General features: G+C 65.8%; 20 protein-coding genes and 1 riboswitch. Of the genes, 7 read left to right on the top strand and 13 right to left on the bottom strand.

The genetic code is table 11. The features are described 5' to 3' along the window. Positions 1–42 precede the first annotated feature (42 nt). The 5 genes from JLDANKMP_RS16105 to JLDANKMP_RS16085 form a co-directional block, all read right to left on the bottom strand. Positions 43–777 (bottom strand): suppressor of fused domain protein, encoded by a 735-nt coding sequence (locus JLDANKMP_RS16105; RefSeq protein WP_059035936.1) that lies wholly within the window; start codon positions 775–777, stop codon positions 43–45. 125 nt (positions 778–902) lie between these two features. Beyond that, on the bottom strand, positions 903–1,826 hold the full coding sequence (locus JLDANKMP_RS16100) for a ParB/RepB/Spo0J family partition protein (protein ID WP_005411652.1): 924 nt from the start codon (positions 1,824–1,826) through the stop codon (positions 903–905). Continuing rightward, complete coding sequence (locus JLDANKMP_RS16095) at positions 1,826–2,623, bottom strand: ParA family protein (RefSeq protein WP_005411653.1); 798 nt, start codon at positions 2,621–2,623, stop codon at positions 1,826–1,828. Before JLDANKMP_RS16095 ends, JLDANKMP_RS16100 begins: the two co-directional genes overlap by 1 nt. A gap of 113 nt (positions 2,624–2,736) precedes the next feature. Beyond that, entirely contained in the window at positions 2,737–3,375 is a 639-nt protein-coding gene (rsmG, locus tag JLDANKMP_RS16090; protein WP_005414912.1) for a 16S rRNA (guanine(527)-N(7))-methyltransferase RsmG, read from the bottom strand. A 39-nt stretch (positions 3,376–3,414) separates the two neighbouring features. Beyond that, positions 3,415–4,014, bottom strand: a complete 600-nt coding sequence (locus tag JLDANKMP_RS16085; RefSeq protein ID WP_005411655.1) for a 4'-phosphopantetheinyl transferase superfamily protein — start codon at positions 4,012–4,014, stop codon at positions 3,415–3,417. Positions 4,015–4,098: 84 nt separating this feature from the next. Between JLDANKMP_RS16085 and JLDANKMP_RS16080 the strand changes: the two genes are divergently transcribed. Then, positions 4,099–4,350 carry a GlsB/YeaQ/YmgE family stress response membrane protein gene (locus JLDANKMP_RS16080; RefSeq protein WP_005411656.1) on the top strand — a complete coding sequence of 84 codons (252 nt, stop codon included), beginning with the start codon at positions 4,099–4,101 and terminating at the stop codon, positions 4,348–4,350. 72 nt (positions 4,351–4,422) lie between these two features. Here the strand turns inward: JLDANKMP_RS16080 and xth are convergent, their stop codons facing one another. The 4 genes from xth to JLDANKMP_RS16060 all read right to left on the bottom strand — a co-directional run bounded on the left by xth (position 4,423) and on the right by JLDANKMP_RS16060 (position 7,947). Next, a complete protein-coding gene (gene xth / locus JLDANKMP_RS16075; RefSeq protein WP_033835352.1) occupies positions 4,423–5,190 on the bottom strand; it encodes an exodeoxyribonuclease III in 768 nt (255 codons plus the stop codon). 131 nt (positions 5,191–5,321) lie between these two features. Further along, on the bottom strand, positions 5,322–6,731 hold the full coding sequence (locus JLDANKMP_RS16070) for a coniferyl aldehyde dehydrogenase (RefSeq protein WP_212561629.1): 1,410 nt from the start codon (positions 6,729–6,731) through the stop codon (positions 5,322–5,324). A 124-nt stretch (positions 6,732–6,855) separates the two neighbouring features. Beyond that, on the bottom strand, positions 6,856–7,398 hold the full coding sequence (locus JLDANKMP_RS16065) for a DUF3304 domain-containing protein (protein WP_212561628.1): 543 nt from the start codon (positions 7,396–7,398) through the stop codon (positions 6,856–6,858). A 54-nt stretch (positions 7,399–7,452) separates the two neighbouring features. Continuing rightward, the gene (locus JLDANKMP_RS16060) at positions 7,453–7,947 is read right to left on the bottom strand and encodes a hypothetical protein (protein WP_212561627.1); all 495 of its coding nucleotides are present in this window, start codon (positions 7,945–7,947) and stop codon (positions 7,453–7,455) included. Between the two features lie 764 nt (positions 7,948–8,711). Here JLDANKMP_RS16060 and JLDANKMP_RS16055 point away from each other — a divergent pair. Genes JLDANKMP_RS16055 through JLDANKMP_RS16045 form a run of 3 tightly spaced genes read left to right on the top strand, consistent with a single transcriptional unit; the run spans position 8,712 to position 10,535 of the window. Further along, entirely contained in the window at positions 8,712–9,137 is a 426-nt protein-coding gene (locus tag JLDANKMP_RS16055) for a hypothetical protein (RefSeq protein WP_212561626.1), read from the top strand. Continuing rightward, complete coding sequence (locus JLDANKMP_RS16050; RefSeq protein ID WP_212561625.1) at positions 9,115–9,846, top strand: hypothetical protein; 732 nt, start codon at positions 9,115–9,117, stop codon at positions 9,844–9,846. Before JLDANKMP_RS16055 ends, JLDANKMP_RS16050 begins: the two co-directional genes overlap by 23 nt. Further along, positions 9,846–10,535: a hypothetical protein gene (locus tag JLDANKMP_RS16045; protein ID WP_212561624.1), complete on the top strand. Its 690-nt coding sequence runs from the start codon at positions 9,846–9,848 to the stop codon at positions 10,533–10,535. The genes JLDANKMP_RS16050 and JLDANKMP_RS16045 overlap by 1 nt, the downstream gene beginning before the upstream one ends. 167 nt (positions 10,536–10,702) lie before the next feature. Here JLDANKMP_RS16045 and JLDANKMP_RS16040 read toward each other — a convergent pair whose 3' ends face one another. Then, on the bottom strand, positions 10,703–12,364 hold the full coding sequence (locus JLDANKMP_RS16040; RefSeq protein WP_180844893.1) for an MFS transporter: 1,662 nt from the start codon (positions 12,362–12,364) through the stop codon (positions 10,703–10,705). 127 nt (positions 12,365–12,491) lie between these two features. After that, a complete protein-coding gene (locus JLDANKMP_RS16035) occupies positions 12,492–13,919 on the bottom strand; it encodes a DcaP family trimeric outer membrane transporter (protein ID WP_005411660.1) in 1,428 nt (475 codons plus the stop codon). Positions 13,920–14,164: 245 nt separating this feature from the next. On the opposite strand from JLDANKMP_RS16035, the gene acs reads away from it, so the two are divergent. From acs to JLDANKMP_RS16020, 3 genes are all read left to right on the top strand, one after another. Further along, a complete protein-coding gene (gene acs, locus JLDANKMP_RS16030; RefSeq protein WP_212561623.1) occupies positions 14,165–16,108 on the top strand; it encodes an acetate--CoA ligase in 1,944 nt (647 codons plus the stop codon). 79 nt (positions 16,109–16,187) lie between these two features. Then, positions 16,188–16,853, top strand: coding sequence for a response regulator transcription factor (locus tag JLDANKMP_RS16025; RefSeq protein WP_005411662.1), 666 nt, complete (start codon positions 16,188–16,190; stop codon positions 16,851–16,853). A 232-nt stretch (positions 16,854–17,085) separates the two neighbouring features. Further along, positions 17,086–17,175, top strand: a riboswitch (yybP-ykoY riboswitch). Between the two features lie 88 nt (positions 17,176–17,263). After that, positions 17,264–17,839: a manganese efflux pump MntP family protein gene (locus JLDANKMP_RS16020; protein ID WP_032957840.1), complete on the top strand. Its 576-nt coding sequence runs from the start codon at positions 17,264–17,266 to the stop codon at positions 17,837–17,839. Between the two features lie 46 nt (positions 17,840–17,885). On the opposite strand, the gene JLDANKMP_RS16015 is transcribed toward JLDANKMP_RS16020, so the two are convergent. Further along, entirely contained in the window at positions 17,886–21,332 is a 3,447-nt protein-coding gene (locus tag JLDANKMP_RS16015; protein WP_212561622.1) for a PAS domain-containing hybrid sensor histidine kinase/response regulator, read from the bottom strand. A 209-nt stretch (positions 21,333–21,541) separates the two neighbouring features. Continuing rightward, positions 21,542–23,689 carry a S46 family peptidase gene (locus JLDANKMP_RS16010; protein WP_099603757.1) on the bottom strand — a complete coding sequence of 716 codons (2,148 nt, stop codon included), beginning with the start codon at positions 23,687–23,689 and terminating at the stop codon, positions 21,542–21,544. Positions 23,690–23,785: the final 96 nt, after the last annotated feature.

The following is a 23,785-nucleotide window of genomic DNA, read 5'->3' as shown; positions in this document are numbered from 1 at the left end:
AGGGGCCTGGAAACGAAGTTCAGGCCCCTGATGTTACCGGTCTCAGAACAAACCGAAACGCTTCTTCGCCACGTTGGTGCGGCCGGGTTCGATCACGTCCTGGATGTTCTTCGCATCGAAGCGGTCGAGCAGCGCCTCGGCGCCCTTCTTCAGCTTCAGGTCCATCTCTTCCGGGTACAGCGGAACCAGGCTCATGAAGCTGATGGTCCTGCCGTCCTCCAGCGCCAGCGTGGCGAAGTCCTCCGGGGCGGTCACCGGCGACAGCACGATGGCACCGTCGAAACCCACGCCCGGCGCGTAGGGCTCGCTGGGATGGCCGTTGGGAATGGTGTGGCCGAAGCCCAGCCAGGTGTCGTACTCGTGCGGCAGCCGTGCCATGCCCTTCAGCAGGCGCACCGGCCAGTAATTGCGCTCGTCCTCGAAGGCGTCCTGGGAGATCGGCCAGTCGGCCGGCAGGGTCACCATCAGTTCCATGTAGCGCGGCACGTCCGCGTCCACCTCGGCGGGCACGGTCATCGGCAGGTCGCTCATGCCGGAGGTGACCAGGCGCAGGTACGGGCAGTGGTCATTGGCCGGCACCACGTGCACGTCGATGTGCACCAGATCGGAGATGATCTCGTGGAAGACACCGGACACCGGGCCCAGATGGCGTTCGAGGTGGGCGCTGATCGCCTCGATGTGCTGTTCTTCGCCGATGGCGGGCACGAAGTCCTTTTCGCGGCGATGTACCAGTATCTGGGTGCCGTCCGGGCTGACGTCCTCGTATTCGTTGCTCATGTCCTGTTCCCTGGATGAGGCCACGGACCGGAGAGCAGTGCATCCCCGGCACGCGCGGCGGTGCGTTCCCTGTCATCTGCAGGACGCGGCGGGAACAGGCCGCACCCCCTGGCGCGGCGCCGGGCTCAGCCCTGGCGCGTACGCAGCTTTTCCAGCACGCCGTCCAGGGTATCCAGGTCGGTGTAGTGGATGATCAGCTTGCCCTTGCCGCCCCGGCCGTGGTTGATCGCCACCTTGGCACCCAGTGCTTCGGACAGTTCGGTTTCCAGCGAGGCGATGTCGGCCTGCTGCACCTTCGGCGTCGCCACCGGGCGGTTGCTCGGCACCTTGCCGGCCGCGAAGGCCTGCGCACGGCGCTCGACCTCGCGCACCGACCAGCCTTCATCGGCAGCTTCCTGCGCCAGCTTGCCAGCCAGCTCGGGAGCCAGGGTCAGCAGCGCGCGGGCGTGGCCCATTTCCAGGCGGCGGGTTTCCAGCAGCAGCCGGATCGCCACCGGCAGCTCCAGCAGGCGCAGCAGGTTGGACACCGCCGCGCGCGAGCGGCCGACGGCCTCGGCGGCCTCGGCATGGGTCAGGGTGAACTCGCTGATCAGGCGCTGCAGCGCCTCGGCTTCTTCCAGCGGGTTGAGGTCTTCGCGCTGGATGTTCTCGATCAGCGCCATCGCGATGACGGTGCGGTCTTCCAGCTCGCGCACCACCACCGGCACTTCGTCCAGGCCGGCCAGCTGCGATGCGCGCCAGCGGCGCTCACCGGCGACGATTTCGTAGTTGCCTGCCGGCAGCTGGCGCACCAGGATCGGTTGGATCACGCCCTGCGACTTGATCGAGTCGGCCAGTTCGGAGAGCTTGCCCTCGTCCATCTCGCGGCGCGGCTGGTACTTGCCCGGCTGCAGCTGGCCGACCGGCAACTTGCGCAGCACTTCACCCGGCAGCGGTTCGATCACCGCAGTGGTGGCCTGCACCTGGCTGACCGCGCCTTTCGGGCCCAGCAGCGCATCCAGGCCACGGCCGAGGCCTCGCTTCTTGGCTGCCGGCTTGCTGCTGGTCATCAGACGGTCTCCACGGCCTTGGCGGCCTTGTTGCGTTCGTTGTTGCGGCGGATGATCTCGCCGGCCAGGCCCAGGTAGGCCACGCCACCGCGCGAGGCGCGGTCGTAGCCGACGATGCTCTGGCCATGGCTGGGCGCCTCGGCCAGGCGCACGTTGCGCGGCACGATGGTGCGGAACACGCGGTCGCCGAAGTGCTCGGTGAGCTCGGCCGACACTGCGTTGGCCAGGTTGTTGCGCACGTCGAACATGGTGCGCAGCACGCCTTCGATCTCCAGCGCCGGGTTCAGGCTGGTGCGCAGCGCTTCGATGGTTTCCACCAGCGCGCTCAGGCCTTCCAGTGCGTAGTACTCGCACTGCATCGGCACGATCACCGAATCGGCAGCGGCCAGCGCGTTGAGCGTCAGCAGCGACAACGCCGGCGGGCAATCGATCAGGATGTAGTCGTACTCGTCGCGGATCGGCGCCAGTGCGCGCTTCAGGCGCTGCTCGCGCTCGCTCTGGCCCATCAGCTGGATCTCGGCGGCGGTCAGGTCGATGTTGCCCGGCAGCAGGTCGTAGCCTTCGGCGGTCTGCACGCGCACATCGGCGGCGCTGTTCTCGCCCAGCAGCAGATCGCAGGTGGAGGCCGCCAGCTCACGCTTGTCCACGCCGCTGCCCATGGTCGCGTTGCCCTGCGAGTCCAGGTCGACCAACAGCACGCGCTTGGGTGCGTTGGCCAGGGAAGCGGCCAGGTTGACGGCGGTCGTGGTCTTGCCGACGCCACCCTTCTGGTTGGCGATGGCGATGATGCGGGCCATGCGGGTGTGCCTCGTCGACGGATGGTTGGGACCGGTCATTATGCGTACAACCGGCCCCTTGCGGAAATCGTGGATCGCCAACCCGTTGTTCCACAAAGGGCTGGCGGCGGGAATCAGGGACCTGTAACGGTGACCAGGTGGCGTTCGCCGGCCAGGCCGGGCACGCTCAGCGGGGTCACCTCACGCACCTGCCAGCCAGCCGGCAGTTCCGCGATCTCCTCATGCGGGTAGACGCCCTTCATGGCCAGCAGCACGCCACCGGGGCGCAGCAGATGGCCACCGACACGGACGATGCCGGCCAGGGTATCCATTGCGCGCGCGGTCAGCTGGTCGTAACGACCGGCCTCGTCCAGCGCTTCGGCCCGCGATTCGGCCACGCGGGCGTTGCCCAGGCCGAGCTGGCGCACGGCCTCGCGCATGAAGCGCGCCTTCTTGCCGTTGCTCTCCACCAGGGTGACCTGCAGGCCCGGGCAGGCGATCGCCAGCGGGATGCCGGGCAACCCGGGGCCGGTACCGAGGTCGGCCAGGCTGCCATCAGCCACGAACGGCTGCATCGCCAGCGAATCGAGCAGGTGGCGGGTAACCATCTCCTGCGGGTCGCGGATGGCGGTGAGGTTGTAGGTGCCGTTCCAGCGGTGCAGCAGGGCCAGGTAGCGCAGCAGCGGCGGCGCCAGCGCGGCGTCCAGGCCCATGCTGGCCAGGCCCTGTTCCAGCGTGGCAACCACGCTGGCGGGAAGTGGGTGTTCGCTCATGCCGCCATTATCGCCGGTTTTGCGCGCTGATTCCCCGCTTCAGTGCGGATACCAGGCCAACGCCGCACGGAACTGGCCGGTGGCCTGCCATTCGTGCAGGTGCCAGCGCGCGGCCTCGCCCAGTTCCGGGGCGCACCAGCGCAGGTGCAGAGCGCCATCGGCCCCCGGCGCCAGCTGCAGGCGGTGCAGCCCGAACGAGATGCCCTGCCCGTGCGCCTTCAGGATGGCCTCCTTGACGCACCATACGCGGAAGAACCAGTGCTCGCGGTCGGCCTCGTCCAGGCGTTCCAGCCAGGCCACCTCCTGCGGGTGGAAGAAGCGCCGCACGATTTCCAGAAGACGCGGCCGCGGCCGCAGCAGTTCCAGGTCCACGCCCAGCCGCACGCCTTCGCCCAGCGCCACCAGCAGCACCTCACCGCTGTGGCTCCAGCCGGTCCCGTAGTGGGCCAACGGGCCGCTCAGCTCCGGCCGGCCCTTGTCGTCACGGACCAGTGGCAGCGTCTGCGGATCGGTGCCCAGCGCCTGCGCCAGTACCTGCCGGGCCTGCGGTTCACCGCGCTGGCCCGGCACGTGCGGACGCCGCCAGACCGTTACCGGACCGAAGCGCCACGGACCGTCGAGGGTGGCTGGCAGGCTCATCCGCACGCGCCCATCACGCAATTGCACGACGGGTTCACAGCCCTGCGCGTCAACTGGTCACAGTTCCCCACCGGAGGTTCGATCATGGGCATCATCATCTGGCTGATCGTCGGCGGCATCGTAGGCTGGCTGGCCAGCATCATCATGAAGCGCGATGCCCAGCAGGGCATCATCCTCAACATCGTGGTCGGCATCGTCGGCGCGCTGATTTCCGGCTGGCTGTTCGGCGGCGGCATCAACGAAGCGATCACCATCCGCACCTTCCTGTTCTCGCTGATCGGCGCGGTGATCCTGCTGGCGATCGTCAACCTGTTCACCCGCAAGAGCATACGGTGATCCGAGGGTAGTGCCGGCCACTGGCCGGCGGATGTTCCAGAACGGGCCCGGCAATCGTCGGGCCCTGTTCGTTCAACCGATCTGCACCCACGCCGGCGCGTGGTCGCTCGGGCGTTCCCAGGTGCGCGGCTCGCGGTCGATGCCCGAGGCCACCGCGCTGCCCTTCAGCGCATCGGAGACCAGGGTCAGGTCGATGCGCAGGCCCAGGTTGCGGCGGAAGCCGGCGGCACGGTAATCCCACCAGCTGAAGGTGCCCGCCTCGTCGTTGTGCAGGCGGAAGCCATCGTGCAGACCCAGCTGCAGCAGCTTGTTGAGCGCGCCGCGCTCGGCGGTGGAGGTCAGGATGTGGTTGTCGTTCCACACCTCCGGGTCGTGCACATCGCGCGCGTCCGGGGCGATGTTGAAGTCACCCATCACGATCAGCTTCGGATGCCGCTGCAGTTCTTCGGCGATCCAGGCATGCACCGCCTCGAGCCAGCGCAGCTTGTAGTCGTACTTGTCGGTGCCGATGTCCTGGCCATTGACCACGTACAGGTTGATCACCCGCAGGTCGCCGAAGGTACCGGCAATGACGCGCTTCTGTTCGTCCTCGAAGCCGGGAATGCCGATCTGCACGTCCTGCGCCGGCTCACGCGACAGCAGCGCCACGCCGTTGTAGGTCTTCTGGCCGGCGAACACGCTGCGGTAGCCGGCGGCGATCAGCGCCGAATCGGGGAACTTGTGGTCCTCCAGCTTGGTTTCCTGGATACCGACGATGTCCGGGCCGAACTCCCTGAGCCACTGCTCCAGGTGCGGCAGGCGGACATTGAGCGAATTGACGTTCCACGAGGCGATCTTCATGCGGGCATTCTACCCGGGTGGGCTTGGCACGCGTGCCACCCCAGGTGGGCACCCACCGGTAGTGCCGGCCGCTGGCCGGCAAACCCATGAACCGTCGGCAAGACCCCGCAGTTGCCGGCCAGCGGCCGGCACTACCGAAGCAGCAGCTTCAACAACCCCGCAATCTTCGAATACGGCGGCCGCAGCCGGTCGCTGGCCGCCCAGCGCGACTGCCACAGCACCGGCAGCCGCTTGCTCATCGCATCGAACCCGGCCCGGCCGTGGTACGCGCCCATGCCGCTGGCCCCTACCCCGCCAAACGGCAATCCATCGGCGGCGAAGTGCAGCAGCGTGTCATTCACCGTCACCCCACCGGCCACCAACTGGCCGAGGATGCGCTCCACCGTGGCCCGGTCATGGCTGAAGGGATACAGCGCCAGCGGCCGGTCGCGGGACAGCACGTCGGCCAGCGCCGCCTCCAGGTCCGGGTAGGCCCGCACCGGCAGGATCGGCCCGAAGATCTCCTCGCGCATCAGCTCCAGGTCGTCCGGCGGGTCCAGCACCACGGTCGGCACCAGCAGGCGCTCGCGGTCGGCGCGCGCCTCATCCACCTGCGCCAGCGGAATCACCGGCACGCCGCGTTCGCGCGCCTGCGTCAGATAGCCCTGCAGGCGCCGGTACTGGCCTTCGTTGATGATGCGGGTGTAGTCGTCGGCGCTGCTGAAATCGCCGTAGCGCTCGCGTACCTGCTGCTGCAGCGCCTGCACGAATTCGCGCTGGCGAATGGTATCGATCAGCACATAATCCGGCGCGATGCAGGTCTGGCCCGCGTTGAACCATTTCCCGGTGGCGAGCCGCGCGGCGGCTTTGTCCAGCGGGAAATCGCGGCAGACAATCGCCGGCGACTTGCCGCCCAGCTCCAGCGTGACCGGCACCAGATGCTCGGCTGCGGCCGCCATCACCTTGCGGCCAACAGCCGTCGAGCCGGTGAACAGCAGATGGTCCAGCGGCAGCGAGGACACCGCGGAGGCCACGTCCGCCCCGCCCTGCACCACCGCCACCCGATCGGGCGGGAACACACTGGCCAGCAGATCGGCCAGGAACGCGCTGGTGCGCGGCGTGTGTTCCGAAGGCTTCAGCAGCACATGGTTACCGGCAGCAATCGCGGTGGCCAGCGGCACCAGCGCCAGCGTGACCGGGTAGTTCCAGGGCGAGATCACCCCGACCACGCCCAGCGGCGTCGGCCGCAGCTGCGCACGCGCCGGCCACAGCTTCCAGCCTGCACCGACCCGCTGCGGCTTCGACCAGCGCCGCAGGTGGCGGCGCAGGTGATCGATGGCCGACAGCACGCTCATGCCATCGGCCAGCTTCGATTCCACGTGGGCGCGATGGCCGAAATCCTCGGCGATGGCCTGCGCCATTTCGTCCAGGCGTGGCTTCAGCGCCTCGCGCAGGCGGCGCAGGTCGGCTTCGCGCTGGTCGAGCGTGGGCCGCTGCGACTGCCAGGCGCTGCGCAGGGTGTGCAGGATGGCGGGGAGGTCGGCTGGGGCGGTGGTGGTCATGGGCCGATTGTAGGGTCGAGCCGTGCTCGGCTCGCATGCCAACCTTCACGCCGTGGGAAAGGATCTCATTCGGATGCCTCTCGACCGCCTTGCATGCGTTTACCCTCGCATGCAAACTCGTCCATCAATACGCCTTCTGCTGGTCGGTACGTTGTGCCGGGCATGACTGCGGTTCTGGCAACTCAAGCGGAATCTTGATCGGGTACTCGGGGCTGCCGTAGGCGTAACAGGAGGTGGTGACCTGAATGTCATCGCAGGGCAGGAAATGTACGGTGATGCCGCAGACTTTCTGGCCGGTGTAATCCGGGACGGCGACGACTTTGCTATGCCTGCGCTTTTGCGCCAGGATTTTCTTCTCCCAAGCTAAGAATTTGGCCCAGTCTTCGGTTCCAGGAAAATCTCCTGTACTTCCGGCACCCGTTTCCCAGTCTACCCGCACCATCAGCCCCGGATGCCAACGTTCTGGTGCACCGTAACAGCATCCCCCACCGCCGCCTTGATATGGGCCAATGATGTCAACGGCTGAACGGCCATCGACACTGAATCGGTTGATGGCCCAATGAGTGTGGTTGACGCCATAGATCGCACTGGCATTCACCGCGCAGGCCGACAAGAGCAGAGGTGGGCCAGCAAGAAATGCCAGTGCCAAGCGCTTCAAAACAAACATCACTGAAACTCCAGAATGTATAGCCCCAATAATTTTTCCGAGGGCACCAATGCCCTACTCAGGTGCAAACTCCCGCCTCCAGTCACGCAGCATCTCGACCTCCCGCGTGATCAGCGCCGATTCTTCTGCGGGCGCGTCGGAGAACTGTTCGCCCGACATCGGATTTCTCCTCAGGGGGAAATTCCGATCACCTATGAAGAAGTGGGGCCTAAAGCAGTAAGGCTCATCGCCCGATTCCGTGGGCTGCTTCACCAACGTCGCAAACACGGCATTCGTCGGCATGCTCGGTTTGGCGCCTGAACACCACGGATGCGACGAGACGATGTCCTGAATCCGCGCACCAGCCCGACGGAACTCCGTGGGACTGAAAACCTTGCCGAGAGAGACTCGATGCACCCGATAGGTGTCGACTTCCGGTTGCCACTCGACAAGCCATCCTGAGTTGTCATGCGATGTGCAACTGCAATCGCAGGTCACCAGCGTTGCGTTTGGTACGGCTTTGTTCCAGGACAGCCAGACCTTCTCTGTCTTGCAAAGTTGTTTGATCACGGGCGATCTTTCCTCGACTCGCAGGCTTCCCTGCGGTGTCGCACCGTCGGCAGCTACATGCGTTTCAGCGCCAGCCGCTGACGCTGAGACAGTGATGATCGCTGCCAGAAGTACCCTGCGCATGTCCCGATCCGATTCGATGAATCACACATGCTATGGGGCGTACGGATGAGCAAGGTGAACTCGGGCTATTTGCGTCAGATATCGGCGGCTGTGGCTATAGATCTTTGCCTACCATGCGGCCGGATACGTCACCCCGCATCGATACGGCCAGATCCTGCGCTGATGTGTAGATTCGTATTTGTTTCATTGCCAAGCCGGCTCACCAGCATCAGGGTAATGATTTCCCAGAACCAGATGTTGGAATGAATGCGAATAGTCTCCGCATGCGTGGCCGGCTGGCTTCTTATTGCAGGAACCGTCGTCGCAGCAAGTCCACAGATTGATTACGCCCGTGTCGTAAAAGCCAGAACGTCAATGGTCCAAGGGCAATGGGCTCGCTATGTGGAGACCTCTGATTCCCCGTGTTTCACGATTCAACTTTTCAAAACGGCATCTCTGGACACTCTCATCCGCCAGAAGAACATCTGTTCACTTGGGAAGCAAAAGTTCTCGAGTGACTTCGCACATGTCGGAGTCGAGAGCGTCGAGTTCAAGCGCGACCATGTCCATCTGGAGATCGACTTCACGCTCCTTCGCATACCTGGACGCAATGTTCGGGACTGCTCAATCGCTATCCGTCGTGGACACATCGGAGACTTGGTGTGCTGATACGAATTTCATTTCCGCTGATCGGTCTACTCTGCGCAGCAACTGGTCTGCTGATCGAGCGAGTGAAGGCCACACCACGCCACATGGACTATTCAAAGGTCACCAATGCCGGGTTGGGAAGAGCTGGCGATCTCTTGGTCAGATACGTGCTGACAGCAGACAATCCGTGCCTGACGATCCAGCACCTGAAACCCGGTCATCCAGGCGTATTCCTGCGCGATCGGACGATCTGCTCACTCGGCGAAGCCAGATTTGATCGCGACTTCGCATTGGTCGACTTCAAGACCGTTGAATTCCACGATGACCGTCTGAGTGTGGAGGTCGAAATCATTCCCTCACGAAGGGGGCGCAAGGTGGTCAGGTGGTGCTCCATCGCCCTGCAGCCTGATTCCATTGGTGATCTGGCGTGCGACCGATGATGGTGGCGCTAGCGATGGTCGCAGTGCTGACTCTGTCTTCCGCGTCGAACGCACGCCTGCTGCCCATGCCGATTTCACGCTGGATGCAGAGCGCGAGTATGTCCCGATGGTGGGCGACAGCCTGGCGTCGCTTGTGGGCGAGTTGGACAGTGGGTCCACCTCTGGCGCCTCCATCGAGCGGGTGCTGGCCACGTTGGAGCAGCGACTGAATCGCACCTCATGCAAGCCAGAAGACCCAGACAATACGCAGTCGCAGACACGCGACATCACCTGCAACGTACCTGATGCAGAGCGACTCTTTCCCTACTACGCAGCCTTGCGGCAGGCGAAGACGCCAGCGGAGCACGATAGTCGGGGCCGTCGCTTCCTGGACGCCTATGCGGCGTTGCTCAGGGATGCACCGAATGTTGCCCTCAGGCGACCAAGCGAGGATGAGGCGGCAGATGGGTTGTTACATGTGCTCTTCCCGTTCGAAGCCTGGAACGAGAAGCTGAGCATCCCACGCCATGAGGTGCACTTCCCGTTTGTTCCTGTGTGCAACCTCGTTGTCGCTCGCGCTGCGCGTTGCCCGGGGGGCGACCAGCTGCGCAGGAAGATCGGGCAGGCAGGCGATGAGAGTGAACAGCGCTTGTTGTGCATCAAGGAGTTCTCGAGGCGACAGCTGGCGGAGGAAGGTGAATGTCCGGAAGTGACCAACACGAGCCCCTGATGCCCATCGCATGCTCCCGCCTGAAGATGACGGTTTCCTGGAGAATGAACTTGTTGAGCTTGATCTTCACTCTGCTTGCAACACTGGCTTCAACAGAGGATACGAAGGCTGGCAGCGGGAGATGGGTGCACGCTGGCAGCAACATCACACTGCGATACGACGGCGAGGAGAATGGTCGCTACCGGAACCTGTCTGTGATGAAGCAGGGCACGCTGGTGCGCCGGATAGAGCTGAGCGAGCGCTCTTACTCTCTGTTCGAACCCGATATCGAACCGGCGACGTCGCCTGACGGGAAGTATGTGTTTATCACTGATATTGAATCTGGCGAGGTAGATTTACCGAATGGACGCCGTTCTCTGCATGAAAGGCCGTACTGCGGTTTCATCGACACACGAAGCGGCTGCCTGCTCGCGCGACAGACCGGACAATTCTGTGGAGGGCAATTCAATGGCGCTGGCGCCTGGGTATCACCGGCGCTTCCAGAGCTGATCCTTTCTGATGGGCGCCCTACCGCGGGGGACTATGCCTCAGGCCGCCTGAGTCCCTCGGATGCGCCCGATGGTTCCCTCGACAATCTGCTTCGCTGCGACCCGCCTGGTCCAGGCAACAGGGACCACTACAGGAAGCTGATCGATGCAGGGACGTTTGAAGTCACGCCTTTGCAGAGAGAGGCGCTGTATGGCCGATAGAGTCGAATGTCAGTCGACTGCCGTTGGTGCGAAACCCAAGAACCCCGCGCTGTGCGCGATAGTCGACCAACGGTCGACTCTACCTCCCGTCAGGCGGTCCGGCCCCCACAAACAGAAAGGCCGCGGTCTGCACCGCGGCCTTCCCTTCACTGCATGGAACCCACCGGTTATTTGGTGATATCCACGTCCTTGGTCTCGCGCAGGAACAGGCCACCGATCACCACCGACATCAGCGCGATGATGATGGGGTACCACAGGCCGTAGTACAGGTTGCCGGTACCGGCCACCAGCGCGAACGAGATCGCCGGCAGGAAGCCACCGAACCAGCCGTTGCCGATGTGGTACGGCAGCGACATCGAGGTGTAGCGGATGCGGGTCGGGAACAGTTCGACCAGGTAGGCGGCGATCGGGCCGTAGACCATGGTCACGTACAGCACCAGCAGCCACAGCATGAAGATGGTGCCGGCAATGTTGATGCGGGCGCCATCGGCCTTGGCCGGGTAGCCGGCGGTGGTCAGGGCGGTCTTCAGTTCCGCACCGAACGCATCGGCCTTGGCCTTGCCGTCTTCCTTGGTCAGGCCGGCGGCCTCATACGAGGTGACGCTGGCACTGCCCACGTTCACCATCGCCAGCGAACCGGCGGCGGCGGGCTGCACGTCGTACGGCACACCCGCCTTGGTCAGCGCGGCGGTAGCCACGTCGCAGGAGCTGGTGAACTTGCGCAGGCCAACCGGATCGAACTGGAACGAGCAGGTGTTCGGATCGGCCACAACCAGGGCCGGCGAACTGCTGCGGGCTTCTTCGATGGCCGGGTTGGCGAAGTGGGTCAGGCCCTTGAAGATCGGGATGTAGGTGACGGCGGCCAGCAGGCAGCCGGCCAGGATGATCTTCTTGCGGCCGATACGGTCGGACAGCCAGCCGAAGAAGATGAAGAACGGCACGCCCAGCGCCAGCGCGGCCGCGATCAGCAGGTAGGAGGTGGTGGCATCGACCTTCAGCATGCTGCTGAGGAAGAACAGCGCATAGAACTGGCCGCCGTACCAGACCACGGCCTGGCCGGCTGCAGCGCCGAGCAGGACCAGCAGCATCAGCTTCAGGTTGCCGCCCTTCAGGCTGTCGCGGAACGGGGTCTTGGAACCCTTGCCTTCCGACTTCATCTGCTGGAACAGCGGCGACTCGCTCAGCTGCAGGCGGATCCACACCGACACGCCCAGCAGCAGGATCGAGACCAGGAACGGAATGCGCCAGCCCCAGGCTTCGAAGGCTTCATTGCCGAGGAAGTAGCGGCAGGCCAGGATGATCAGCAGCGACATGAACAGGCCGAGCGTGGCGGTGCACTGGATGAAGCTGGTGTACAGGCCGCGCTTGTCGTCCGGCGCGTGCTCGGCCACGTAGGTGGCGGCACCGCCGTACTCGCCGCCCATCGCCAGGCCCTGGGCCAGGCGCAGGATGATCAGGATCACCGGTGCGGCGAAACCGATCGAGGCGTAGTTGGGCAGCACGCCGACCAGGAAGGTCGAGATGCCCATGATCAGGATGGTGACCAGGAAGGTGTACTTGCGGCCGATGCGGTCGCCGAGGCTGCCGAAGAAGGCCGCGCCGAACGGACGCACGAAGAAGCCGGCGGCAAACGCCAGCAGGGCGAAGATCATGCCCGTGGTTTCATTGACGCCGCTGAAGAACTGCTTGGCGATGATGGCCGCGAGCGAGCCGTACAGGAAGAAGTCATACCACTCGAAGACCGTGCCGAGGCTCGAGGCGAAGATGACCTTCTTGTGGCCCTTGGTCAGGGTGCCCGCTTTATGTGCGGTGCTGGGTGTACTGGACATGGGACGCTTCCCCTCCGAAGCAATCGTTGTTGGTGGGTGCCGACCGTTGGTCGGCACTCAATTCGGTAGATGCCGACCTTGGCCGGCACCCCATCTCGGTAGGTGCCGGCCGCTGGCCGGCACGCTCTTAGAAGCTGTACTTGGTGGTGAACTGCAACCGGGTGATGTCACCCTTGTTTCCGTTCTCCACTTCGCGACGGCCGTACATCAGCTCGGCGCCGATATCGACCTTGGGCAACGGCGAGTAGAAGATGTTGCCGCGGATGCTCTGCACGCTCTTGGTCACCAGCGGGCCGAGGATGCTGTCGTTGTCGTAGTCGCTGCGCGCGTAGATCAGGTTGGTGCGCAGCTTCGGCGAGAACGCATGCCGCCAGCCCACGTAGCCGGCAAGCACGCCGGTCGGGTTGAGCTCGTCGCGGGCCACGTCGTAGGCACTGTCGGCGGTGATGCCCAGGCCGATGTAGCGGGCGATGCCTTCGCCACCGGTCAGCTGGTAGTGCAGCGAATCGCTGTCACCCATCACCCACTTGCCGCCCAGGGTCAGGCCGCCAGCCACCTTGTCGGCCTTGGCGCCGGTGGCCTGGTTGTCGACCTTCAGCTGACGGACGATGCCGCCGACACCGAAGGTGCCCCAGTCACCCTTCCAGCCATAGCGCAGGGTCAGGTCAGGCAGGCTGCCACGGTCGGAGTTGGCGCTGGTGTTGGTCCAGGCGCCGGTGACCGGGTTGCGGGTACCGGTGAGGGTCGTGGTTTCCGGGTTTTCCAGCGCGACGCTGAAGCCACCCTGGGTGTAGCGCACCTGGGCCTGGCGCACGAAGATCACGCCGTCGGTGGGGCCGACGAAGTCGACCGCTTCGGGCAGCGCGGCCGCGTCCATGAAGTTGGACCAGGTCTGACCGGCCATCCAGTTGTTCCAGTACATGTAGGCGTGGCGCAGGGTCACACCATAGGTATTGGTGGCGGTCTGGTTGCCCAACGAGTTGCCGAAGAAGTCCATCTCGAAGAACGCACCGGCCTTGTTGCCCGATTCGCTCACGTTGTCGATGCCCAGGTTGAAGCGCGAGAACTTGGCATGGGCGTTGAAGTCGGTGCCCGAACGCTTGCCGCTGCCGCCGGCGCCTTCCACCGGGGTCTGGCCCGGCAGGTACAGCGAGCGGCCGGTGGCGTCGTCGGCCAGCTGGCCATCGCTGGTCTGGGTGGCCAGGAAGTCGGCCTTGATGAAGCCACCGATCTTGACCGTGGTGCCCGGCGCCGCGCCCGGGGTGATGGTGGTGACCTGGATCGGCTGCTTGCCGGCCGGCACCGAGGCGACCGGCTTCTGCCCGGCCTGCACCGTGCGGACTTCGGTCACCGCCTGCTGGGTCTGGCTGATCTGGGTCTGTTGTTGTTGCTGCGAGGACAGCAGCAGCTGGACCTGGCGTTCCAGTTCGGCAACGCGTGCTTCCAGCGCCTTCTCTTTGGCGGTCTCGGCGAACGCCATGCCCGGTGCGACCAGGGCGACCAACAGGCAGGCCGCCAAAGGTGTGCGCACGGCTTTCAACGTACGGTGGCTCATGTTGCCCTCTCTCCCAAGTGGCAAGGTGATGCCGCGCGTGGGGCACGGTCGAGCCGAGACTGCGGGGCGAATATGTATAGCGGCTATTCGCCATTGGTCGAACCCGGCCCTGCTGGGCGCTCACTTTCGACCATGGTCTAACCAGAGTGGTGACGCGGCCGGGGGTGGATGGGGCAAACTGAAGGGGATCGGTCGCTGCGATGCTGCGACCGCACATACAAAGTCAACGTGCAAGTGAGGGTGCCATGGCTGATATCTACCCCGTCGATCCGCAGTTCGCCGCCAAGGCACGCATCGACAAGACGTCGTACGAACAGCAGTACCAGGCTTCGGTGACCGACCCGGATGGTTTCTGGGGCAAGGCCGCCGAACGCCTGCAATGGATGCGCAAGCCGACCAGGATCAAGAACGTCAGCTATGACCTGTCCGACTTCCACATCAAGTGGTTCGAAGATGGCGAGCTCAATGCCAGCGTGAACTGCCTGGATCGCCAGCTGGAAACGCGCGGCGACAAGACCGCCCTGTTGTTCGAGCCCGATGGCCCGGATGCACCGGCCCAGCACGTGACCTACCGCGAGCTGTACGAGCGCACCTGCCGCCTCGGCAATGCACTGCGCAATCTCGGCGTCAAGAAGGGCGACCGCGTCACCATCTACCTGCCGATGATCGTCGACGCCGCCGTGGCCATGCTGGCCTGCGCGCGCATCGGTGCGATCCACTCGGTGGTGTTCGGTGGCTTCGCGCCGAACTCGATCGCCGACCGCGTCAGCGACTGCCAGAGCAAGCTGATCATCACCGCCGACGAGGGCCTGCGCGGTGGCCGCAGGATTCCGCTGAAGGCCAACGTCGATGCCGCGCTGAAGCTGCCGGGCACCAATACCGTGGAAACCGTGCTGGTGGTGCGCCACACCGGCGGTGCCGTGGACATGCAGGCCCCGCGCGACCGCTGGTTCCACGATGTGGTGGACAGCCAGCCGGCCAGCTGCGAACCGGAACGCATGAACGCGGAAGACCCGCTGTTCATCCTCTACACCTCCGGTTCCACCGGCAAGCCGAAGGGCGTGCTGCACACCACCGGCGGTTACCTGCTGTACGCGGCCTACACCCATGAAGCGGTGTTCGACCTGCGCGAGGACGACATCTACTGGTGCACCGCCGACGTCGGCTGGGTCACCGGCCACAGCTACATCGTGTACGGGCCGCTGGCCAACGGCGCGACCTCGCTGATGTTCGAAGGCGTGCCGAACTACCCGGACACCTCGCGTTTCTGGAACGTCATCGACAAGCACAAGGTGACCATCTTCTACACCGCCCCGACCGCCATCCGCGCGCTGATGCGCGAAGGCGAGGAGCCGGTGAAGAAGACCTCGCGCGCCTCGCTGCGCCTGCTCGGCAGCGTCGGCGAGCCGATCAACCCGGAAGCCTGGCGCTGGTACTACGAGGTGGTCGGCGACAGCCGCTGCCCGATCGTCGATACCTGGTGGCAGACCGAGACCGGCGGCATCCTGATCTCGCCGCTGGCCGGCGCGATGGACCTCAAGCCGGGTTCGGCCACCCTGCCCTTCTTCGGCGTGCAGCCGGCGCTGGTCAATGCCGATGGCGAGATCCAGGACGGCCCGACCGAGGGCAACCTGATCATCCGCGATTCCTGGCCGGGCCAGATGCGCACGGTGTACGGCGACCACCAGCGTTTCATCGATACCTATTTCCGTACCTACCCGGGCAGCTACTTCACCGGCGACGGTTGCCGCCGCGACGAAGACGGCTACTACTGGATCACCGGCCGCGTCGATGACGTGATCAATGTTTCCGGCCACCGCATCGGCACCGCCGAAGTGGAAAGCGCGCTGGTTTCGCACCCGAAGGTGGCCGAGGCGGCCGTGGTCGGCTTCCCGCACGACGTGAAGGGCCAGGGCATCTACGCCTACGTCACCCTGGTGGCAGAAGAGGCACCGAGCGATGAACTGCACAAGGAGCTGATCGCCTGGGTGCGCAAGGAGATCGGCCCGATCGCCACGCCCGACCACCTGCAGTGGGCGCCAGGCCTGCCGAAGACCCGTTCGGGCAAGATCATGCGCCGCATCCTGCGCAAGATCGCCGAGAACGCGCCCGACCAGCTTGGCGACACCTCGACCCTGGCCGATCCGTCGGTGGTGGCGTCGCTGGTGGACGAACGCAAGGTGCGCTGACGTACGACCGGGGTCGGATCCCTTTCCGCAAGGAAAGGGCTCTGACCCCATCTGCTTTCCCCCACGGTTCCCCCCGACCATGACCACCCTCCTGATTGCCGATGACCACCCGCTGTTCCGCGAAGCCCTGCGCGGCGCCGTGCAGCGGGTCATCCCCGGCGTGCAGCTGTTCGAGGCAGACAGCGTGGAAGCGCTGTATGCGCTGGCCGACCAGCACAACGACGCCGACCTGGTCCTGATGGACCTCAACATGCCCGGTGCGCAGGGTTTCAACGCGCTGGTGCACATGCGCTCGCTGCATCCGCACCTGCCGGTGGTCGTGGTGTCCGCGCGCGAAGAGGCGACGGTGATGCGCCGCGCGCTCGACCACGGCGCGCTGGGCTTCATTCCGAAGTCTGCGGATTCGGACACCATCGGCCACGCACTGGGCACCATCCTCGATGGCGAGACCTGGGCGCCGCCGGAAGCGCACAACGTGCCGCCCACCGAGCGCGAGGAACGCGAAGTCGGCCAGCGACTGCGCGAGCTCACCCCGCAGCAGTTCCGCGTGCTGCAGATGCTGGGCGCAGGCCGCTTGAACAAGCAGATCGCTTACGACCTCAACGTCTCCGAAGCGACGATCAAGGCCCACGTCACCGCCATCCTGCGCAAGCTGGGCGTGACCAACCGCACCCAGGCCGTGCTGATGGCCGGCAAGCTGGCGATCGACGACGACGCCATCGTGCTGCCGCCGGAAGAAGACTGAGGTAGTGCCGGCCGCTGGCCGGCAATCGCCTTCAGCTCCTGAAATCACCCGAAACCGCTTCGGCAGGTGCCAAGCTTGCTCGGCACGCTCTCGCCGTTGCGCATGCCGGCCAGCGGCCGGCACTACCCGGCACCGCTGCGCTCGCGATATAGCCATCGCTATACAAACCAGCCCTGCCTGCGCGTTTCGCTGGAAATGCGCCACGCGCGAATCGCGATGCTAAGCTTCGCGTCCCCTTGGGGAGTAGCCGGATTCCTTCGCAGGAATCGTCCACGTCAACATACTCGGCCAGTGCGCCGTGGCGTGGACAACCATGATGGTTGGCGAGACCAGCGGCCCGCGCGCGCAACGTCAGGTTGGGCGCGAGCGCAGGCCGTGCGTCCGTCCTGGCCCGACCTCAGCAGCTGCCCATGTCCCCCATTTCGATCCTCCTGATCGGCTTTGCCATGTCCACCGATGCCTTCGCTGCGGCGATCGGCAAGGGTGCGGCCATGCGCAAGCCGGTGTTCCGCGATGCACTGCGGGCCGGCATCATCTTCGGCGTCATCGAGGCGATCACGCCCATCATCGGCTGGCTGCTCGGTCGCGCCGCGCTGCAGTACGTCGAAGCCTTCGACCACTGGATCGCCTTCGGCCTGCTCGGCGCGCTGGGCATCCACATGATCTACAACGGGCTGCGCCCGGACAGTGCCGAGGACGACGAAGACCCCTCGCAGCATCACGGCTTCTGGAAGCTGGCGCTGACCGGTTTCGCCACCAGCATCGATGCGATGGCAGTGGGTATCGGTCTGGCCTTCATGGACGTGCATATCGGCGTGATGGCCGCGGTCATCGGCCTGTGCACGCTGACCATGGTCACCGTCGGCATCATGCTCGGCCGCGTGCTGGGCAGCATGGTGGGCAAGCGTGCCGAGATCATCGGTGGCGTGATCCTGGTGATCATCGGCGCGACGATCCTGTACGAGCACCTGCACGGCGTCGGGTAAAACGCCGAGAGCGAGCGATTGCGTGGTTGCCGGCCAGCGGCCGGCACTACTGCGCGTCGCGCAGCGCGCCGAGGAAGGCGCGCAGCGAGGCCGGCTTGATCGGCTTGGTCAGCACGCGATAGCCGCGCTCGCGCGCCATCCGCTTCAGCTCGTCGCGACCATCGGCGGTCAGCAGCGCACCCGGCAGCGGGTAACCGGCGGCTTCACGCAGCGCCACCAGCGCATCCAGGCCGTCCATGCGATCGTGCAGGTGGTAGTCCACCAGCATCACCTGCGGCCGCTCGGCCACTTTCTCCAGCGCCTGATCCACCGTCGATGCCGTAATCACCTGCACCTGCCAGCGGCCGAGCAACGCGCGCATGCCGTCGAGGATCTCTTCGTCGTTGTCTACGCACAGCACGCGCAGGCCCGCCAACGAATCGCTCCGCACCGGCGCGGCGACGGGCTGTACCGGCGCGGCCAGTTCGGTGTAGCCCGGTAGCGGCGCCACCCGCGGCAGAATGATCGAGAACATCGACCCTTTGCCGACCCGGCTGCGCGCATTGAGGCGATGGTCAAGCAGACGCGAGATGCGCTGGCAGATCGACAGGCCCAGGCCCAAGCCCTGCTCGCCCCAGTCGAAGGGCTGCTGGTAGCGGTGGAACTCGTCGAAGATCTGCCGCATGTGGTGCTCGGGAATACCGGGACCGGTATCCCACACCTGCAGCTCCACTTCGTCGCCGCGCTGGCGTACCGCCAGCACGATGCGCCCCTGCCGTGTGTAGCGCAGCGCGTTGGCCAGGAAGTTCTGCAGCACGCGGCGCAGCAGGCGGCGATCACTGCGCACCCATGCCGGTCGCGCGAACAGGTCCAGGCGCAGGCCACGACCGGCGGCGACCGGGGTGTACTGCGCAGCCAGTTCGCGCATCAGCGCGCTCACGTCGAACTCGCCGATCACCGGGTGCAGGCCACCGGCATCGAGCCGCGACACATCCAGCAAGCCATCGAGCAGCTCTTCGGCCGCACGCAACGACGCATCCACACGCTCGGCCAGGTGCTTCTGCTCATCGCTCACGTGATCGCTGTCGCGCAGCGCGGAAGCGAACAGGCGTGCGGCGTTCAGTGGCTGCAGCACGTCATGGCTGATCGCCGCCAGGAAGCGGGTCTTCGACTGCTGCGCGACCTCGGCCTCATGCGAACGCTCGGCCACGCGCTGTTCCAACGTTTCGTTGGCTTCCAGCAGGGCCTTTTCCGCGTGCTTGTAGTCGGTGATGTCGTTGTAGCTGGTCACGTAACCGCCGCCGGGCAGCGCCTGGCCACGCATCTCGATCACCTTGCCATCGCTGCGGGTGCGCTCGAACACGTGCGGTGAACCAGCGCGCATGTAGCCGATGCGTCGGTTGATCTGCACTTCGATATCACCCTCGCCCAGCTCGCCGCGCTCGGCGTTGTAGCGGATCAGGTCGGCCACCGGGCGACCTACGTAGAGCATGCCGTCGGGGTAGCCGAACATGTCCTGGTAACGACGATTCCATGCGGTCAGGCGCATGTCCGGATCGACCACGCTGACCCCGGCGCTGATATTCTCCAGCGTGGTCGACAGGATCTCGCGGTTGAAGCGCAGTTCCTGCCCGGCTTCGTCCAGCACCGCCACCACTTCGCCCAGGTCCATGCCCGAGCCACGCAGCAGGCTGGTCAGCAGCAGGCGCGCCGAGGCCGCACCAATCGACGCGGCCAGCAGGCGTTCGGTGAACTGCACCCACGGCCGGTCGGCCGGCGCCGAGGATTGCAGCTCGCGGCCCAGCGACTGTGCCTGCTCGAAGAACGAACGCCGCGCATGGCGCTCGCCGACCACGCGCGAGGCGAGTGCCAGCAGGTCGCCCACGTGCACATGACCGGGCCAGCCACCGGCCACCGACGGGCGCTCGGCATACGGGTCGAGGAACGGCGCGGCGCGCAGCCGCTCGTCCACACCGGGCCGCCAGCGTGCGGACACCAGCATCATCGTCGCCGCATTGACCAGCAGCGACCAGAACGTGCCATGGGTCAGCGGGTCCCAGCCGGTCATGCCGAACAGCTGCTGCGGGCGCAGCCACTCGATGCCGAACGGGCCGTGCTGCACCCAGCCAGCATCGACCCAGCCGGCCATGGTCATCGCCGGCAGCAGCAGTGTGTACAGCCAGGTGGCGAAGCCCAGCAGCATGCCCACCTCGACACCACGCCGGCTGGCGCCGCGCCAGTACAGGCCGCCGATCAGCCCGGGCGCGAACTGCGCCACCGCCGCGAACGCCATCAGGCCGTACGAGGCCAACGTGCTGTCGTTGCTGCTGGTGCGGTAGTAGCTGTAGGCCATCAGCGCCAGCAGCAGGATCGCCAGGCGGCGGATCCACAGCACGCGCGAGGCAACGTCGGCGGCTTCCTGATGGTCGCCACTGCGACGCAGCAGCACCGGCATCACCAGGTCGTTGCTGACCATGGTGGCCAGCGCGATGGACGAGACGATGACCATGCCGGTGGCAGCGGAGAAGCCGCCCACATAGGCGATCAGCGCCAGCGCGTTGCGGCCTTCGGCCAGCGGCAGGGCCAGCACCATCGAGTCGTCGGCGACGCTGCCGCCGGTGCCGAACAGGGTCACGCCGGCGGTGGCGATCGGCAGCACCATGCCCGAGATCAGTACCAGGTAGCCACCAAACATCCAGCGCGCGCGGCGTACGTCGCGCACGTCACCGCACTCGACCACGGCCACGTGGAACTGGCGTGGCAGGCAGATGATGGCCAGGAAGCTGAGCAGGGTCTGCGAGATGAAGCCCACCGGCGGCAGGCCGGTGAACAGCGTATGCACCGACTCGACCACCGCGTCGGTGCGGTTGCTCAGCCACAGGTAGGCGAACACGCCCACGGCCAGCATGGCCAGTAGCTTGATCACCGATTCGAAGGCGATCGCCAGCATCATGCCGTGGTGATGCTCGGTGGCGTCGACCTGGCGGGTGCCGAACAGGGTGGCGAACAGCGCCATCAGCAGCGCCACGTACAGCGCCGGATCGGTGAAGAAGCCGGTCGGGCCGCTGTTGCCGGTCAGCACCTGCAGGCTCATCGCCACCGCTTTGTACTGCAGGGCCAGGTACGGGATGATGCCGATCAGGGCGATGATCGCCACCAGTGCCGCCAACCGCCGCGAGCGGCCGAAGCGCGAGGAGATGAAATCGGCGATGGAGACCACGTTCTGGCTGCGCGCGATCAGCGCCAGGCGTTCGATGATGCGCCAGCCGAACAACAGCAGCAGCAACGGACCGATATAGATCGGCAGGTAACCGATGCCGTTGCGCACGGCGGTACCCACCGCGCCGTAGAAGGTCCACGACGAGCAGTAAACGGCCAGCGCCAGGCTGTACACCACCGGCCGCAGCCACGGCCGATCGGGATACATCGGCCGGCGGTCACCCCACCACGCCACGCCGAACAGCAGCGCGGCATAGGCAACCGAGACCAGCAGCAGGATCCAGCTGGAGACCACGCGTGCGTTTCCGTCGGAACAGGGGCCAGTAGATCACGACCGTTGGTCGTGAGGGTAGGTCATGGCGGTGGGTCACGACCGTTGGCCCGTCTGGTGGGTCACGACCGTTGGTCGTGACGGGGACATCCGTGCCCACTGACAGTGGGCACCTACCGGGAGAATCAATGGGCCCCCACCAGGAAGCGGTGGGCACCTGCCAGGTACCGGCGTTATTGGGCCGGCACGCCCATTTCCTTCAGCAGCTCGGGCGCCGGGTAGACCTTGGCCAGCAGCCAGCGCAGGTAGCGCATGTCCACGTGCACGGCGCGCTTGTAGCGCGGGTCGAACCACCAGCTGGCGCTGACCGACTCCCAGTTGCTGTCGAAGTTCAGGCCGATCAGTTCGCCCTTGGCGTTGAGCACCGGCGAGCCGGAGTTGCCGCCGGTGGTATCCAGGTTGGTCAGGAAGTTGACCGTCTGGGTCTTCAGCGCCGGGTCGGCGGTGCTGCCGAAGTCACCCTTGGCAATCGCCGCCAGCAGCGGCTTGGGCGCATCGAACGGATAAGCGTTGGTGTTCTTCTCGACGATGCCGGCCACGGTGGTCACCGGCGAGTAGGTCACGCCATCGCGCGGGTGCAGCGCCTCCACCTTGCCGTAGCTGATGCGCAGGGTGCGGTTGGCATCCGGGTACACGGCGCGGCCCTGCTTGGCACGCCAGGCGAACAGCGCCTGCATGTAGGCCGGGCGCAGGCGCAGCTGCTCGCCTTCGCGGGTCTTGCTCTCGTTCTCGATGCGCAGCTGCGCGGCCACCAGCGGGCCGGCCACGGCGATCAGCGGATCGGCGGCCAGCGCCTTGCCTTCGCGTGCGGCGGCGAAGCGCGACAGGCGCTGCGCCTCGTCACCCAGCTGGGTGCCCGCATACAGGGTATCCAGCGCCTTGGCCAGCTGCTGCGGGGTACGGCCAAAGGCCGCGTCGAACTCGGCCACGCGCTGCGCGTCCGGCAGCTGCTGGTAGCGGGTCAGCAGGGTGGTCAGCAGCGCCTTCTCGACCTCCGGTGCGTAACGGCGCTGGACCTGCTTGAGCACGCCTTCGATCATCGCCTGGTCGCGCTGCTGGTAGCCGCTTTCGCGCTGCGCGTCCGGCTTGGCCGATTCGATGCGCAGGCGCTCCAGCAGCAACGCCGAACGCAGCAGCTGGCTCTGCGCGGCCATCTGGTCCAGCAGCAAGTCACGCTCGCCCACCGCCGCACCCTGCGACAGGTTGGCCAGCAGCGCCTTGATGTCGCCCTGGTACTTGCGGTCGGTGGCGGCCAGCATCGCCGTCTCGTCGGCGGCACGCTGGGCCTTCGCGTCGCTGCGCAGCAGGCCTTCCAGCTCACCGGCAGCGCGCTTGCGGTTGTTCTTCAACGACTGCAGCTGCGAAGCGTAGCGGGTGCGCGCCTGTGCATCCTTGGCGCTGGCCGCCTCGATGGTGTCGATCATCTGCTGGAACACCGATACGCGGCGCGGCAGCACGGTATCGATCTGGCCAGCGAATTCGGCCGCGGTACGATGGCGGTAGGTGATGCCCGGGTAACCGGCCAGCATCGCGTAGTCGCCTTCCTTCGGGCCTTCCACCGACATCTGCAGGTGTGCCGGCGCCTGGTAGGGCACGTTGTCCTTGCTGTAGGCGGCCGGCTTGCCGTCCTTGCCCACGTAGGCGCGCAGCAGGGTGAAGTCGCCGGTGTGGCGCGGCCACATGAAGTTGTCGATCTCGTCGCCGTAGTTGCCGATCGCACGCGGCGGCGCGTACACCAGGCGCACGTCGCTCAGTTCCAGCTGGGCGATCCGGTAGAAGTCGGTGCCGTAGTACATGTTGGCCACCGAGCAGCGCACGCTGCCGTCCTTCTCGCACTCGGCCACGATCTGCTTGCTGGCCGCATCGACGGCATCGAAGTAGGCGCGGCCGGTCTTGCCACGCGCCTGCGCCAGCACCTGGTCGGTCACCTTGTCGAAGCCGACGGTGACCAGCACGCGGAAGTCCGGGTTGGCCGGGCGCTCGTCGCCACGGTCCCTGGCGATGAAGCCACCAGTGATCAGGTCGTGCTCGGGCGAGCTGTTGTACTGGATCACGCCCATCGCCACGTGGTGGTTGGTCAGCAGCAGGCCGTCGGCGGACACGAACGAACCGGTGCCGCCACCGGCACGCACCACGGCGCTCAGCGGCGGCGCAGTGACGTTGGCCAGGTCGGCCGGATTGCCCTTGAAACCTGCGGCCTGCAGCGGCTTGGCCAGTTCCGGCAGCTGGGTCGGCATCCACATGCCTTCATCGGCGTGGGCACCGGCGGCGAGGGTCAGGCCCAGGGCCAGGGCGGTGGGAAGGGCTTTGCGTGGTGACATGAGGCAATCCGGTACGACAGAACAGCCCGGGACCATAGCCCGTGGGGCGCTGTCGGGCAACGCCCGATGGTCAGGGGGTCGGGGCCACTCCTACAA

Source organism: Stenotrophomonas sp. PE591, assembly GCF_018320795.1.
GTDB classification, from domain to species: domain Bacteria; phylum Pseudomonadota; class Gammaproteobacteria; order Xanthomonadales; family Xanthomonadaceae; genus Stenotrophomonas; species Stenotrophomonas maltophilia.
Note: the sequence above shows the minus strand (reverse complement) of the source record. Positions and strands in the feature narration are given on the sequence as shown.

Bases quoted from the DNA above. Each gene is read 5' to 3' on its own strand.
- JLDANKMP_RS16105 (WP_059035936.1), bottom strand. From the start codon at position 777: ATGAGCAACGAATACGAGGACGTCAGCCCGGACGGCACCCAGATACTG.
- JLDANKMP_RS16100 (WP_005411652.1), bottom strand. From the start codon at position 1,826: ATGACCAGCAGCAAGCCGGCAGCCAAGAAGCGAGGCCTCGGCCGTGGC.
- JLDANKMP_RS16095 (WP_005411653.1), bottom strand. From the start codon at position 2,623: ATGGCCCGCATCATCGCCATCGCCAACCAGAAGGGTGGCGTCGGCAAG.
- rsmG (WP_005414912.1), bottom strand. From the start codon at position 3,375: ATGAGCGAACACCCACTTCCCGCCAGCGTGGTTGCCACGCTGGAACAG.
- JLDANKMP_RS16085 (WP_005411655.1), bottom strand. From the start codon at position 4,014: ATGAGCCTGCCAGCCACCCTCGACGGTCCGTGGCGCTTCGGTCCGGTA.
- JLDANKMP_RS16080 (WP_005411656.1), top strand. From the start codon at position 4,099: ATGGGCATCATCATCTGGCTGATCGTCGGCGGCATCGTAGGCTGGCTG.
- xth (WP_033835352.1), bottom strand. From the start codon at position 5,190: ATGAAGATCGCCTCGTGGAACGTCAATTCGCTCAATGTCCGCCTGCCG.
- JLDANKMP_RS16070 (WP_212561629.1), bottom strand. From the start codon at position 6,731: ATGACCACCACCGCCCCAGCCGACCTCCCCGCCATCCTGCACACCCTG.
- JLDANKMP_RS16065 (WP_212561628.1), bottom strand. From the start codon at position 7,398: ATGTTTGTTTTGAAGCGCTTGGCACTGGCATTTCTTGCTGGCCCACCT.
- JLDANKMP_RS16045 (WP_212561624.1), top strand. From the start codon at position 9,846: ATGCCCATCGCATGCTCCCGCCTGAAGATGACGGTTTCCTGGAGAATG.
- JLDANKMP_RS16040 (WP_180844893.1), bottom strand. From the start codon at position 12,364: ATGTCCAGTACACCCAGCACCGCACATAAAGCGGGCACCCTGACCAAG.
- JLDANKMP_RS16035 (WP_005411660.1), bottom strand. From the start codon at position 13,919: ATGAGCCACCGTACGTTGAAAGCCGTGCGCACACCTTTGGCGGCCTGC.
- acs (WP_212561623.1), top strand. From the start codon at position 14,165: ATGGCTGATATCTACCCCGTCGATCCGCAGTTCGCCGCCAAGGCACGC.
- JLDANKMP_RS16025 (WP_005411662.1), top strand. From the start codon at position 16,188: ATGACCACCCTCCTGATTGCCGATGACCACCCGCTGTTCCGCGAAGCC.
- JLDANKMP_RS16020 (WP_032957840.1), top strand. From the start codon at position 17,264: ATGTCCCCCATTTCGATCCTCCTGATCGGCTTTGCCATGTCCACCGAT.
- JLDANKMP_RS16010 (WP_099603757.1), bottom strand. From the start codon at position 23,689: ATGTCACCACGCAAAGCCCTTCCCACCGCCCTGGCCCTGGGCCTGACC.